This window comes from Lentzea sp. NPDC058450 (genome assembly GCF_042721395.1).
GTDB lineage: Bacteria > Actinomycetota > Actinomycetes > Mycobacteriales > Pseudonocardiaceae > Lentzea.
This window is the reverse complement of sequence record NZ_JBHXLO010000001.1, coordinates 318,683-332,303: the sequence shown is the minus strand read 5'-3', so window position 1 is coordinate 332,303 and position 13,621 is coordinate 318,683. Positions and strand designations below refer to the sequence as shown.

Below are 13,621 nucleotides of genomic sequence, written 5' to 3'. Positions count from 1 at the left end.
AATACGGTCGGCGCCATGGACACCGCCGAAGCCCTCGCCGCCGCGCTGCGCGCCGGTGACGTCACCTCCGAGCAGCTGACCGACGAGGCGATCGCCCGCATCGAACGCGACGACCACGCCATCAACGCGATCTGCGTGCCCGACTTCGACCGCGCACGAATCGCCGCCCGCCACGCCGACCAGGCCCGTGCCCGCGGCGAGGACCGGCCGTTGCTCGGCATCCCCCTGACGGTCAAGGAGTCCTACGACATCGCCGGACTGCCCACGACCTGGGGCATGCCCGAGCACCGCGACCACCTGCCCGCCGAGGACGCGGTCCAGGTCACCAGGCTCAAGCAGGCGGGCGCCGTCATCCTCGGCAAGACCACCGTCCCCCTGGGACTGCAGGACATCCAGACCTACAACGACCTGCACGGCACCACCCGCAACCCGTGGAACCCCGACCGCACCCCGGGAGGCTCCTCCGGCGGATCCGCGGCGGCTCTCGCGGCCGGGTTCGGCGCGTTGTCCATCGGCTCCGACCTGGGCGGCTCCCTGCGCACCCCCGCGCACTTCTGCGGCGTCTACGCCCACAAACCCACCCTCGGGATCGCCGCCACCCGCGGCATGGGCGCACCACCCGCGCCGGCGTCACCCGCCGAGCACGACCTCGCCGTCGTCGGACCCATGGCCCGCAGCGCCCGCGACCTCACGCTCCTGCTCGACGTCATGGCCGCACCCGACCCGCTCACCCACGGCAAGGCCTACACGCTGACGTTGCCACCCGCACGCCACGAACGGCTCCGCGACTTCCGCGTCCTGGTCCTCGACGACCACCCGCTCGTCCCGACCTCCGCCGCCGTGCGCGCGGGCGTGCACAAGGTGGCCGATGCGCTGGCCGATGGCGGCGCCCGCGTCGACCTGCACAGCCCCCTGCTGCCGGACCTGGCCGACGCCGCCACCACCTACCTGCGGCTGCTGTTCGCCGGCTCGGTGGCCCGGTTCCGCATCGACGAGGAACAACTGCGGGCAACGCAGCTCAGCCACCACGAGTGGCTCGCCCTCACCGCCCGCCGCGAGCACCACCGGCACGGCTGGCGGCGGTTCTTCGCCGACTACGACGTCGTCGTCAGCCCGATCACGCCCACCCCGGCGTTCCCGCACGACCACGACCCCGACGTCCTGCGGCGGCGCATCGACATCGACGGCGACCAGCGCCCCTACTTCGACCAGCTCGTCTGGGCGGGCCTCGCCACCCTGCCCGGACTGCCCGCCACCGCCATCCCCACCGGCCCGGCCGGTGGACTACCGGTCGGCGTGCAGCTCATCGGCCCGATGTTCGAGGACCGCACCCCGCTGACACTCGCCGCACTGCTCGAACAGGAGATCGGCGGCTTCCAGGCACCTCACCGGGCGTCCAGCAACGCCTGACCCGTCCGGTAGAGCTCCACCAGCAACGGCCGCAGCAGCACCCCGGCGGACGTCAGCGCGTACGTCGTCCGCACGGGGAAGCCGGGGGAGCGGGTGCACGACACCAACCCCTGCGCCACCAGCGACTCCAGCCGTTCGGTCAGCACCTTCGCGCTCAACGACGGCAACCCCGCCCGCAGCTGCGAGAACGACCGCGGCCCGTGCGTCAGATCGCGCAGCACCAGCGTCGCCCACCGGCCGCTGATCGCCGCCAGCGCCACCTCCACCGGGCAGTCGGCACTCGGACGGTCCCACGTCACCGTTTGGTGACCCACGGAAGCGAACGCAACGCTGTCGGCATGCACCCCTCCAGTGTCGCCCACGACTTCGCCGCCGCCTTCAACAGCGGTGATCCCGCCGCCGTCGACGCCGTCTACGAACCCGGCGGCCTGTTCGTCCCCGCACCCGGCCTCACCGTCACCGGACCCGCCCGCCGCGCCGCCAACCAGCGGTTCCTCGCTCAAGGTCTGCCCATCGACGTCCGCCCGAGGCACGTCTACGAGCACGACGGCATCGCGTTGCTGATCGTCGACTGGACCATCGGCGACATCAAGGGGACCGCCACCGACGTCGCTCGCCTGAGCGACGGCCGGTGGCGGTACGTGATCGACAACCCCTTCGGGATCAGCCAGGCGGCTCCAGAGCCCCGGTCATGATCGCCACCGCGTCCGACATCGACACCGATTTCGGATCCACCACCGCGATGCGGCGCCCGAGGCGCTGGATGTGGATGCGGTCCGCCACCTCGAACACGTGCGGCATGTTGTGGCTGATCAGGATCACCGGCAGCCCCCGTTCCCGCACCTGCAGGATCAGGTCCAGCACCGCGCGGGACTCCCGCACGCCCAGCGCCGCCGTCGGCTCGTCCATGATCACCACCCGGCTGCCGAACGCCGCCGCGCGCGCCACCGCCACGGCCTGGCGCTGACCACCCGACAACGTCTCCACGGCCTGGCCGGGGTGCTGGATCGTCATGATGCCCAGCGCGTCGAGCTGCCGGCGTGCCTCCTCCCGCATGCCCGCGCGGTCGAGCATCCGGAACACCGAGCCCAGCACCCCTGGACGGCGCCGTTCCCGGCCCAGGAACAGGTTCGCCGCGATGTCGAGCGACGGCGCGACCGCCAGCGACTGGTGCACCGTCTCGATCCCCGCCCGCCGCGCGTCCAGCGGCGTCGAGAACGCGACGGGGGAGCCGTCGAGGAAGATCTCGCCCTCGTCCGGCACCACCGCCCCCGACAGGGCCTTGATCAGCGACGACTTGCCCGCGCCGTTGTCGCCGATCACCGCCAGGATCTCGCCGGGCAGCAGCTCCAGATCCGAGCCCGCCAGCGCCGTGACGCGGCCGTACCGCTTGACCAGGCCCGACGCCCGCAACACCGCCGTCATGACCTGACCTTCCTGATCCACTGGTCCAGCGACACCGCCACGATGATCAGCACCCCGACCGCCATCGTCTGCCACAGCACGTCCACGCCCGCGAGCGCGAGGCCGTTGCGGAACACGCCGACGATCAACGCGCCGATCAGCGACCCCACCACCGCGCCGCGGCCGCCGAACAGCGACGTCCCGCCGATCACGACCGCCGTGATGGAGTCCAGGTTGTCGGTCTGCCCCGCCTGCGGGCTCGCCGACGCGATCCGGCCGATCAACGTCCACGCCGCCAGCGCGTAGATCAGCCCCGCCGTCGCGTACACGCCGATCAGCACCCGTGTCGTGCGGATACCGGACAGCCGCGCCGCCTCGACGTCGTCACCCGTGGCGTACACGTGCCGGCCCCACGCGGTGTTCTTCAAGACGAACGCCATCGCCGCCACCAACACCACGAGCATCACCGAGCCGTAGGTGACGCGCGTGCCGAACAGCGTGAACGTCTGCCCCGTCCACAACAGCAACGACGGCATATCCGTGCCGCGGATCGTCGCGCTGCCCGAGTACCAGAGGTTCAGCGCGAAGAACACGTTCAACGTGCCCAGCGTGACGATGAACGGCGGCAGCTTCAGCCGCGTCACCAGCAACCCGTTGAGCAACCCGCACAGCGTGCCCACCACGAACCCGAGCAGCAGCGCGGGCAACCCCGGCAGGCCCGTCTCGGCCGCGACCTTCGCCATGACGATCGAGGTCAGCACCATGATCGCCCCGCACGACAGGTCGATGCCCGCCGTCAGGATCACGATCGTCTGCCCCACGGCGAGCGTGCCCACCACCGCCACCTGCTGCAGGATCAGCGAGATGTTGCCCGGCGTCAGGAACCGCTCCGACAGCAACGCGAACACGATCACCGCCACCAGCAGCACCACCGCCGGGCCGATCGTCGCCTGCGCGTGCAGCAGGTGCTGAAGACGGGTCAGCGGCGAGCGTTCCCTGGACTCCACCACGGCCATGCGATCAGCCCCAGCAGTTCTGCAGGCCCCACGCCGAGTCCTTCGACTCGACGCCGTCCGCCGGCTGGTCGGTCACCAGCGTGACGCCCGTGTCGGTGTTGGACGGCTTCGACCCGTCCTTCGCGAACTTCGCGATCGCCTCCACGCCCAGCTGCGCCATCTTCAGCGGGTACTGCTGCGAGGTCGCGCCGATGACGCCGGCCTTGACGTTGTTCACGCCCGGACAGCCGCCGTCGACCGAGACGATCGTGACGTCCTTCTCCTTGCCCGCCGCCTTCAACGCCTCGAACGCGCCCGCCGCCGCCGGCTCGTTGATCGTGTACACGAGGTTGATCGACGGGTCCTTCTGCAGCAGGTTCTCCATCGCCCGCCGCCCGCCGGACGGGTCGCCGTCGGTGACGTCGTGGCCGACGATGCGCGGATCGGCCTCGTCACCGATGCGGGTCTTGTCCTTCACGTCGACGCCGAAGCCCTCCAGGAACCCCTGGTCGCGCTGCACGTCCACGGACACCTGGTTCGGGTTGAGGTCCAGCAGCGCGATCTTCGCCTGCTTGCCCTCCTTGGCGAACTTCGCCTTCGCCCACTGCCCGATCAGCAGCCCCGCCTTGTAGTTGTCCGTCGCGAACGTCGCGTCGGCCGCGTCCGCGGGTTCGAGCTGCGTGTCCAGCGCGATCACCAGCAGCCCCGCCGCCCGTGCCTTGTCCACCGACGGCACGATCGCCTTCGAGTCACTCGGCGTGATCAGGATGCCCTTCGCACCCGACGCGATCAGGTTCTCGATCGCGTCCACCTGCGTCTGGTTGTCGCCGTCCTGCTTGCCCGCGAACGACTGCACCGTCACCCCGGAGGACCCCGCCGCCTGCTGCGCGCCCTCCTTCATCTTCACGAAGAACGGGTTCGTGTCCGTCTTCGTCACCAGCCCCACCAGCGTCGAACCACCGCCGGACGAGCCACCACCTCCGCACGCGGTGAGCACGAGCAACGCCGCTGCGCTGAAAACCCCGACCGTTCTGCGCATGACAACTCCTACGTCAACGTTGACGTATCCGGCCCTCCGCTGTATCACCGTGAGTAACGGAAGAGCGGCTACGCGTGATATCGGTCGGGTATACCGTTTGCGTCATCGTTGACGCAAGAGGCCAAGGACGTGTGCATGGATCCCTTAGCAGGAAGACGCGAACCCACCATGCGCGACGTCGCCGCCCTGGCGAAGGTCAGCACCAAGACCGTCTCCCGCGTCATCAACGGCCTGCCCGGCGCCGGAGCCGAGGTCACCGACCGCGTCCGCGCCGCCGCCCGCACCCTGGGCTACCGGCCCAACCTCACCGCCAGCTCGCTGCGCCGCTCCGACCGCCGCAGCGCCACCATCGGGGTGCTGTTCGAAGACCTCTCCAACCCCTTCGACGCCGCGCTGCTGCGCGCCGTCGAGGACCACGCCCGCCGCCACGGCGTCCTCGTGCTCGCCGGCAGCAACGAGGACGACCACGGCCTGCAACGCGAACTGCTGCTGTCGCTGTCCTCGCGCCGTGTCGACGGCCTCGTCGTCATGGCCGCCGGCGGACACCAGGACGCGTTGCAGCACGAACGCGAACGCGGCACCCCGATGGTGCTCGTCGACCGGCCGCCCACCTTCGGCGGCACCGACTGCGTCACCACCACCAACCGCGACAGCGCCCGCGACGCCGTGCTGTCGCTGACCGCCCTGGGGCATCGCGACATCGCGTTCCTCGGCGACCGCCGCACCCTGTGGACCAGCCAGGAGCGCTACACCGGCTACCTCGAGGGCCTCGCGCACGCCGGGGTCGCGTTGCGTGCCGAGCTGGTGTGCGGCGACCTGCACGGCGCCGAGCTCGCCGAAGCCGCCACCGCCGCGTTGCTCGACCTCGACCGTCCGCCCACGGCGTTGTTCACCGCCCAGAACCTCGTCACCGTCGGCGCGTTGCGCGTGCTGCGCGCGCGAGAGCTGCACCGCCGTGTCGCCGTCATCGGCTTCGACGACTTCCCGCTCGCGGACCTGCTCGACCCCGCGATCACCGTCGTGCGCCAGGACGTCCCCGGCATCGGCCGCAAAGCCGCCGAGCTCGTCCTGGCCCGCGTCGGCGGCGACACCTCACCGCCCGTGCACGCCGTCGTCCCCGCCACCCTCGTGCGGCGCGGCTCCGGCGAGATCACCCCTACCGGCTGACCGACACCACCGCGTCGATCACCTGCGGACCCGACACCAGCACCTCGTCGTTGTGGTCCGCGCCCTCGATCTCCACCAGCCGTGCCTTCGCCGCGCTCGCCACCTCACGGCTCTGCGCGGGCGGCACCACCGAGTCCTTCGTGCCGAGCAGCACGACCGCCGGAACGTCCACACCGGACACCCGTTCGAGCACGGGGTACTTGTCCTGCAACAACATCTTCACCGGCAGCCACGGGTAGTGGTGCGACCCGGCCGCCGCCAGCGACGTGAACGGCGACCGCAGCACCAACGCCTTCGGCGCCCGGTAGGTCGCGAGCTCCGTCGCCACCGCCGCCCCCAGCGACTCCCCGAAGTACACGACCGGCCCGTCGATCAGGTCCAGCGCCGCCCGCGCGTCGTAGGTCAGACCCTCCTCCGACGGCAGGCCGGGGTTGCCGCCGTAGCCGCGGTAGTCGAACAGCAGCACGGACAACCCCCGCGCGGTCAGCCCCTGTGCGAGCGACAGGCGCCCCTCGCGGTTGCCGCCGTTGCCGGGGAACACGATCACCGTCGCCGGGGCGTCGGGCAGCTCGAAGTGCCAGCCCTCCAGCACCAGGCCGTCCGCCGTCACCAGCCGGACGTCACGGCCACCGGGCAGCACCTCGTCCGCGGACGGCACCGGGCCGGGGGAGGGGAAGTACACGAGCTTGCGCTGAAAGCTGAAGACCACGGCGAAGATGGTGACAAGCACCGCCGCGACGATCAACACCGCCCTCCGCAAGACCCCACCTCCTCGCCTCCAGTGTGACCGCCACGGGCGTTTCCACCCCGCACGGAAACAGTCCGATCCTCGTAACAGGACGTCACCGGCCGTCGATCGAACGGCTGTGCACCTCGTACTCGCGGCCGGCACCCCGGCGGACCTGGAAGCGCTGTTCGACTGGCTCGACGGCGACGCGGAGATCTCGGTGCGCAAGCACTCCCGGCCACCCCGCCCCGGCGAACTCGGCGCCCTCACCGACGCGTTGATCGTCTCGGTCGGAGCGGGCGGCGCCCTCACCGTGCTCGCCGCGTCCCTGCGCGGCTTCTTCCAGCAACCACGCCGCTCGAAGGTCAAGGTGTCCGTGCGCCGCGAGGCCGACGGCGCCGTCACCGCCGAGATCGACGCCGACCGCGTGCGCGGCACCGACGTCGAGGCGATGCTCGCCCGGATCCTCGACCAGAGCTGATGCCCGGCACCAGGGTCGTGCTGCTCGGCACCTCCAAGTACGCCGACGACCGCCTCCCGCCCATCCCCGTCGTCGCCCAGTGCCTCGACGACCTCCGCCGCGTCCTCACCGATCCGGACACCGGCCTCGTCGGACCCGACGACTGCACGGTCGTGCTCGACGAACCCTCCATGCCCACCCTCGGCCGCCGCCTCGCCCAGGGCATGGCCGGCGCCGACGACCTGCTGGTCGTCTACTACGTCGGCCACGGCATCGTTGGCCGCCGCCACGACCTCTACCTCGGCATGCCCGACAGCGACCCCGAAGACCCCACCTTCGGCTCGCTGCCCTACGTCTCCCTGCGCGACCGCGTGCTCGACAGCGACGCCAAGACCAAGATCGTCGTCCTCGACTGCTGCTACTCCGGCCGCGCCATGGGCGAACCGATGGCCGACCCGGTCACCGCCGTCCTCGGCCAACTCGACATCGACGGCACCTACCTGCTCACCTCGGCCCAACGCGACCAGGTGGCCCTCGTCCTGCCCGGCGAACCCCACACCGCGTTCACCGGCCGCCTGCTGCGGGTGCTGGAGGAAGGCATTCCGGGCGGCGGCGAGTACCTGACGATCGACGACGTCTACCGCCGGCTCAGCACCGTGATGAGCGGAGGTGGTCTGCCCCGGCCGCAGAAACGCGGCACCTTCACCGCCGACCGGTTCCGCATCGCGCTGAACCGCGCCCACCAGGTCGCCACCGAGGAATCGCTGGACCAGCGCTTCGTGGCCGCAGTCCACCGCGCTCGCGCCACCGGATACCAGCACGTCCTCGACGACCTGCGGGCGCTGCTCACCGCACAACGCCAGCTGCTCGGCGAGCACCACGTGAAATGCCTGCGCACCCGGCAGCACATCGCCCTGGCGGAGGGCGCTTCCGGGAACCCGGCCGAAGCTCTGCGTCTGCTGGACGCACTGCTCGACCACCAGATCTCCTTGGGTGCCCGGGACGACGAGGAGACCCTCGACACCCGGCAGTTCATCGCCGTCACGCTCATGGCGCTCGGCCGGCAGGCCGAGGCGCTCCGGGTCATCAGGACCCTGCTGCCTGACCGGCGCCGCGTCCTGGGACCCGACCACGAGGGAACCGCACGCGCGCAGCACGTCCTCGCCCGAATCACCGCGATGTGCGGCGAGACCGCCGAGGCGGTTGCCCTGCTCCGCGAACTGGACAGCCGCCTGGCCACGGAAGGCCTGACCGCCGAACGCGTCCGGCAGGACCTCGACCTGCTCACCACCACCGGAGTGCCCGATGGTCGTTGATGTCCTGACCGACCAGGCAGGCCTGGCAATCGCCGACGCTCGAGAAGAAGCCCGGCTGCTGCGCCACGAGCACATAGGAACAGAGCACCTGCTGCTCGGGCTGATCCACCTGGAAGGCCCGGTGGCCGCCGCGCTCGCACAGGCAGGCCTGGACATCGAGACGGCTCGCCGACTCGTCGCCGAGATCGTCGGTCGTGGTCTCTACACGCGCACCGGACATCTCTCCTTCACTCCCAGAGCGACCGCCGTCATCGAGCAGCACGCCCTGACCGAATCCAGGAGACTCGGGCAGACATCCGTCGGCCCCGAACACCTCGTGCTCGGCATCCTCCGCGAGGGCAAAGGAGTCGCGGTGCAGGTGCTCAGGAAAGCGGGGGTTGACCAAGCGTCGCTTGCGCGAATGGTCGTTTCGCCTCAAGAACGGCACACCGCCCTGTCGGAGCTGGCGGACACCGGCCGTCCGAGCACGGTCGCGGAGTTCGTCGTGCCGGCCACGCGGGTGCGCGGCAGGAATCAGGAGATCCAGCGAGCCGCACAGGTGCTGGCCAGGCACGACCGCAACAGCGTCGTGCTGGTCGGAGAGCCCGGGATCGGTCGCCGGTCAGTGGTCGCGGGCCTCGCCCAGGCCCTGTTCGAGAGTGAGGTCCCGCCGGCGCTGCACGGCAAACGGATCTACACCGTGGACAGGGACTTCCGCGCGGCCCTCGCCGAACTGAAGGGCAACCGCCGCGCGATCGCGTACATCGGCGACGTCGGCAACCTGCGCGAGATGATCTTCGACAGCGTCGCGCAGGTCGTCTGCGTCGCGACACCCGAGTCGTTCGCGTCGCTGGACGAGACACTCGCCCGGCGACTTCAGCCGGTGCGCGTCGAGGAGATGTCCGTCGAGGCGGTCACCGATGTCCTGGGCGGCGTTCGTGACCGCATGCAGCGCCACCATCACTTGCGGATCTCCGACGACGTCCTGGCCGAGGTGGCCGGGAACGCCTCTGGCCCCATGCCGGGCGCCGCGATCGATCTGATGGACGAAGTGTGCTCACGAAGTCACACCGAGGTCGAGATGCTCGCCGCAGGCACACCGGCCGAGGTCGTTGTCACCGGGCCTTTCGTGCGGAAGGTACTGCGTGACATCGCTGCCGAGTTGTACGTGCCCGAGCCGGAAACCCGCCCCACCCCGGAACCGAAGCCGGTGCCGGACCCGTTCGCCGGGTCCGGCGTCGACCTGTGGATGATCAGCTGAGCGTGCGCGAGAACAGGGCCAGCAGCTCCGTCCAGTGCCGCTCCGCCGCCTCCGCGTTGTAGGCGGACGTGTCGGACTGGGTGTAGCCGTGGTGCGCGCCCTCGTAGACCTCGCACCGGTGCGTCACGCCCGCGGCGGTGAGGGCCTTCTCCAGGCGTTCGATCTGCTCCACCGGCATCGCGGCGTCCTGGTCGGCGTGCGCGAAGTACAGCTCGGCGGTGACCGAACCGGCCACCAGGTGCGGGCTGTCGGGTGCCTCCGACGCCAGGTTCGCGGCGTGGAAGCCCGCCGCTGCCGCCACCCGGTGCGGGTAGGTGCCCGCGGTGCGCAGGGCGATGCCGGCGCCCATGCAGTAGCCCGTGATGCCCACCGGGCCGTCCACCGTCAGCGGCGAGTCGGCCAGGTAGCGCAGGTAGGCGTTGGCGTCGCTCATCAGGCCGGCAAGCGTGAGCGACTGCATCACCGGGATGATCTTCTCGAACAGGGATGGGCGGGAGGCCGCGTCGATGAAGTCCGGCAGGTCGAACAGCGGGGTGCGGCCCGCTCGGTAGAAGACGTTCGGGACCAGGACGACGTAGCCGGAGGCGGCCAGGCGGTCGGCCATCGCGGTCAGGTGCGGGCGCAGGCCGAAGGCGTCCATGTAGAACAGGACCGCCGGGAACGGGCCTTCGCCGTCGGGACGGGCCAGGTAGGCGTCGGCGACGCCGTCCGCGGTGGTCACGTCCACGGTCGTGCCGGGCATGAGAGTCCCTCCGGAGCTAGTCGGCCGGTGCGAACGGCACCAGCACGACGGTGATGTTGTCGTGGCCGCCCGCGTCGAGGGCGACCTTCACGAACTCCTCCGGGCCGCACGGCAGCAGCGGCTGGAGGTCCTCGGGCTCGGGGCGGTAGTTGTGCAGGCCGTCCGAGCAGAGCAGGAACACGCCGGACGTGGTGGGGCGCAGGGTGGCGACCTGCGGGACGACCTGGCCCGCGTCGGCGCCGATCCAGCGCGACAGCACGTGAGCGCGGCGGTCCGTGCGGGCCTGTTCCTCGGTCAGCACGCCCTCGGCGACGAGCTGCGCCGCCCAGGTGTCGTCCGTGGTGAGCTGCTTGGAGCCCTCGTCGGCCAGCCAGTACGCGCGTGAGTCGCCCACCCAGCCGACCGTCACGGAGTTCTCGGTGACCAGCACGGAGACGAACGTGCACGACGGCGCGACACCGCGGCCGCCCGCTTCGAGCGGCTCGTTCTCGACGAGCTTCTCCACCGCGGTGCACGACGCGGAGACGGCGTCGATCATCGCCTGCTCCGGGTCGGCGGTCTCGATCAGCGCGTTGAGCAGCACGTCCACCGCGGCGTCGGCGGCGGCCTGGGAGGCCTGCTCGGCGCGTTCGGAGGAGGCGACGCCGTCGCAGACGACGGCCGCGACACCCTTGCCCGCCACGTGCCCGAACGCCATCGAGTCCTCGTTGCGCGCACGGCGCTTGCCGCGGTCCGACACGCCCGACACGGCGCCCAGCGCGTACTCGACCCGGTCGCGGGCCGACGGCTGGTGCCGGCCGCACTGGGTGCAGTAGTCCTCGTCATCGATGTCCGGCGACCCGCACAGGATGCACGAGGCCTGCGCGGGACCGGTGGGTCCGCCCAGCGGCGTGCGGCGCACCAGCAGGTTGCGTCCGCACGCCTCGCAGAACCGGTCCTCCGCCGCCACCGGCGCGGAGCACTCCGGGCACTTCAGGGTGTCCATCAAACCAACGTCCTAGGCCTTACCGCGTTCGCGCGGTCCACCAATGCGATCCGTTCCTCCGGCGTGGCCGCGAACCGGGCGAGCGTGCGGTAGCGACGCTCCAGACCCAGCCGAAGCTCGTGTTCGGAGAGTGCACAGTCCAGCACCTTCCCCTCGGCGGCCTGATTGCGGGTCACGTAGTCGTACGCCGCCTCCAGCACTTCGGCCGACAACTGGGTGTGCGACGCGACGTCGATGTCCAAGGCGTGCAAGCGTTCCCCGGCCGCGACGAGGTCTTCCGCCGCGCAGTCGCCGAGCTGCGCGCGCACCGCCGCCACCTGTGCCGGCAAGTGTTGTGAAGACGTGTCCGGAACCGACAACAGCACCTCGACCGCTCGCGCACGGTCACCACACGCGAGCAGCACCCGCGCCAACCCGAACGCGGCAGACACGAACGAGTGATCTGTGCGCCACACCAGCTCGTACCACGCCGCCGCCGACTTCAGATCGTCGAGAGCCTCGAAGCACACGCCCAACGCCAGCTTCGGCGCCGACTCGCCCGGCACCGCCGAGCACACCGCGTCGAAGAACCGCAGCGCGTCCGGCGCGCGCCCGTCGACCAGCGCCGCGAGCCCCCGGTACCAGTCGGGCCGCCAGTCCTCGGCGGGGTCGAGCTCCGGCTCGTCGAACATCGACGGCGCCGTCAACGCCTCCAGCTCCCGCAACGCCGTCCCGGTGTCGCCGGACTCGATCAGCACCCGCACGATCCGCAGCCGCACCTCCACGGTCAGCTCCGGTGCCTTGCGGAGGCCCTCCGGATCCGACGTCGTCGCCGTCGCGAGCCACGAGGCCGCCGCGTCCGAGGTGCTCACCGACGGCGCGGGCAACGCCAGCGCCACCTCCGCGAGGTCCAGCGCGCCCTCCACACCGAACCGACGGCGTTCCGGCGTGAACTGCCGCGACAGGCCCGGCCGCGCCACACCGTCCTCCAGCGCCAGCACCTCGCGCAGCACGCCCGTGAGCTGCTCGGCCATGTCCTCGGCCGAGGAGAACCGCAGCTCCGGGTTCGGGTTCGTGGCGCGCAGCAGCAGCCGGTGGAACGACTCGAACCGGCCCAGCAACGGTTCCTCGTCGACCGTCGGCAGCCGGTCCTTGCAGCGGCCCCGGAAGTCGAACGGGAAGCTCATCACCGCCAGCGCTCGCCCGACCGTGTAGATGTCGGAGAACACCGACGGGCCGATCGTGCCGATCTCCGGCGCCTGGTAGCCGATCGTGCCGTAGATGGGGGAGTGGTGGTCGTCGATGCGCCGCACCGCGCCCAGGTCGATCAGCTTGAGCTGCTCCTCGGTGTGGATCATGTTGTCCGGCTTGAAGTCGCAGTACAGCAGCCCCACCCCGTGCAGGTAGCCCAGCGCGGGCAGGATCTCCAGCACGTACGCGATCGCCTGCGCCAGCGGCAACGCCTCGTCGCCCCGGCCGTCGCGGCGCCGGCGGGTGATCATGTCCTTGATCGACTCGCCGCCCACGTACTCCATCACGATGTACTCGACGAGCTTGTCCAGCTCGCGGCTCTCGTGCCGGATGAAGTTGTGGATCTTCACGATGTTGGGGTGCTCGACCTCCGCGAGGAACCGCCGCTCGGCCAGCGCGGCCGCCATCGCATCGGCGTCACCTGAGTCGAGCAGGCCTTTCAGCACCACCCACCGGTCGCTGACGGCGTGGTCCAGCGCCAGGTACAGCCACCCCAGGCCGCCGTGCGCCAGGCACCCCAGCACCTCGTACTGGTCGTGCAGCACCTCACCCGGCCGCAGCTTCGGCGTGAACGAGTACGCGTGCCCGCAGTGCGGGCAGAACCCCTCCACCCGGCCCGGCTTGGTCTCGCTCTTGCGGCCCACCTTCTTGCCGCACTTCGAGCAGAACCGCTTCGCCTCCGGGACCTCGGGGTTCTCCAGCACCGCGGTCTTCGGGTCGCGGTAGGGCACCCGCGGCACCTCGACCAGGCCCGCGCCCAGCCGGCCGCGGCTCATCGACCGCGCACTGCCACGCCGCGTGCGGCCCGAGTTCGACCGCGACACCTCCTGCGACGACGACCAGGGCGCGGTCCCCGGTGCCGTCTGCGGTCCTGTCTCCGGCAGGTCTTCACTCATCGCGCAACCC

The 13,621-nt window shown here is 71.0% G+C and carries 14 protein-coding genes; 6 read left to right on the top strand and 8 right to left on the bottom strand.

Translation table 11 applies throughout. The features are described from left to right. Positions 1–15 precede the first annotated feature (15 nt). Complete coding sequence (locus ACFWNN_RS01690) at positions 16–1,410, top strand: amidase (protein WP_382437889.1); 1,395 nt, start codon at positions 16–18, stop codon at positions 1,408–1,410. Here the strand turns inward: ACFWNN_RS01690 and ACFWNN_RS01685 are convergent. Next, positions 1,386–1,724 carry a winged helix-turn-helix transcriptional regulator gene (locus ACFWNN_RS01685; RefSeq protein ID WP_382437888.1) on the bottom strand — a complete coding sequence of 113 codons (339 nt, stop codon included), beginning with the start codon at positions 1,722–1,724 and terminating at the stop codon, positions 1,386–1,388. The genes ACFWNN_RS01690 and ACFWNN_RS01685 overlap by 25 nt on opposite strands. 24 nt (positions 1,725–1,748) lie before the next feature. On the opposite strand from ACFWNN_RS01685, the gene ACFWNN_RS01680 reads away from it, so the two are divergent. After that, positions 1,749–2,105: a YybH family protein gene (locus ACFWNN_RS01680; protein WP_382437887.1), complete on the top strand. Its 357-nt coding sequence runs from the start codon at positions 1,749–1,751 to the stop codon at positions 2,103–2,105. On the opposite strand, the gene ACFWNN_RS01675 is transcribed toward ACFWNN_RS01680, so the two are convergent. Genes ACFWNN_RS01675 through ACFWNN_RS01665 form a run of 3 tightly spaced genes read right to left on the bottom strand, consistent with a single transcriptional unit; the run spans position 2,074 to position 4,848 of the window. After that, positions 2,074–2,835, bottom strand: a complete 762-nt coding sequence (locus ACFWNN_RS01675) for an ATP-binding cassette domain-containing protein (protein WP_382437886.1) — start codon at positions 2,833–2,835, stop codon at positions 2,074–2,076. The two genes, ACFWNN_RS01680 and ACFWNN_RS01675, sit on opposite strands and share 32 nt — an antisense overlap. Further along, positions 2,832–3,830, bottom strand: a complete 999-nt coding sequence (locus ACFWNN_RS01670; protein WP_382437885.1) for an ABC transporter permease — start codon at positions 3,828–3,830, stop codon at positions 2,832–2,834. Before ACFWNN_RS01670 ends, ACFWNN_RS01675 begins: the two co-directional genes overlap by 4 nt. 4 nt (positions 3,831–3,834) lie before the next feature. Next, complete coding sequence (locus ACFWNN_RS01665) at positions 3,835–4,848, bottom strand: sugar ABC transporter substrate-binding protein (RefSeq protein ID WP_382437884.1); 1,014 nt, start codon at positions 4,846–4,848, stop codon at positions 3,835–3,837. 135 nt (positions 4,849–4,983) lie between these two features. Between ACFWNN_RS01665 and ACFWNN_RS01660 the strand changes: the two genes are divergently transcribed. Next, the gene (locus ACFWNN_RS01660; RefSeq protein ID WP_382437883.1) at positions 4,984–6,015 is read left to right on the top strand and encodes a LacI family DNA-binding transcriptional regulator; all 1,032 of its coding nucleotides are present in this window, start codon (positions 4,984–4,986) and stop codon (positions 6,013–6,015) included. Here ACFWNN_RS01660 and ACFWNN_RS01655 read toward each other — a convergent pair. Next, positions 6,005–6,775 (bottom strand): alpha/beta hydrolase, encoded by a 771-nt coding sequence (locus ACFWNN_RS01655; RefSeq protein ID WP_382437882.1) that lies wholly within the window; start codon positions 6,773–6,775, stop codon positions 6,005–6,007. The genes ACFWNN_RS01660 and ACFWNN_RS01655 overlap by 11 nt on opposite strands. 106 nt (positions 6,776–6,881) lie before the next feature. Here ACFWNN_RS01655 and ACFWNN_RS01650 point away from each other — a divergent pair, with 106 nt between their 5' ends. The 3 genes from ACFWNN_RS01650 to ACFWNN_RS01640 are packed head-to-tail and all read left to right on the top strand — an operon-like array spanning position 6,882 to position 9,758. After that, complete coding sequence (locus ACFWNN_RS01650; RefSeq protein ID WP_382437881.1) at positions 6,882–7,223, top strand: hypothetical protein; 342 nt, start codon at positions 6,882–6,884, stop codon at positions 7,221–7,223. Continuing rightward, positions 7,223–8,518, top strand: a complete 1,296-nt coding sequence (locus ACFWNN_RS01645) for a tetratricopeptide repeat protein (protein WP_382437880.1) — start codon at positions 7,223–7,225, stop codon at positions 8,516–8,518. Before ACFWNN_RS01650 ends, ACFWNN_RS01645 begins: the two co-directional genes overlap by 1 nt. Beyond that, the gene (locus tag ACFWNN_RS01640) at positions 8,508–9,758 is read left to right on the top strand and encodes a Clp protease N-terminal domain-containing protein (RefSeq protein ID WP_382437879.1); all 1,251 of its coding nucleotides are present in this window, start codon (positions 8,508–8,510) and stop codon (positions 9,756–9,758) included. The genes ACFWNN_RS01645 and ACFWNN_RS01640 overlap by 11 nt, the downstream gene beginning before the upstream one ends. Here ACFWNN_RS01640 and ACFWNN_RS01635 read toward each other — a convergent pair. Genes ACFWNN_RS01635 through ACFWNN_RS01625 form a run of 3 tightly spaced genes read right to left on the bottom strand, consistent with a single transcriptional unit; the run spans position 9,751 to position 13,611 of the window. After that, positions 9,751–10,500, bottom strand: a complete 750-nt coding sequence (locus ACFWNN_RS01635) for a dienelactone hydrolase family protein (protein ID WP_382437878.1) — start codon at positions 10,498–10,500, stop codon at positions 9,751–9,753. The genes ACFWNN_RS01640 and ACFWNN_RS01635 overlap by 8 nt on opposite strands. Positions 10,501–10,516: 16 nt before the next feature. Further along, positions 10,517–11,485 (bottom strand): PP2C family serine/threonine-protein phosphatase, encoded by a 969-nt coding sequence (locus ACFWNN_RS01630; protein WP_382437877.1) that lies wholly within the window; start codon positions 11,483–11,485, stop codon positions 10,517–10,519. Next, entirely contained in the window at positions 11,485–13,611 is a 2,127-nt protein-coding gene (locus tag ACFWNN_RS01625; RefSeq protein WP_382437876.1) for a tetratricopeptide repeat protein, read from the bottom strand. The genes ACFWNN_RS01630 and ACFWNN_RS01625 overlap by 1 nt, the downstream gene beginning before the upstream one ends. Positions 13,612–13,621: the final 10 nt, after the last annotated feature.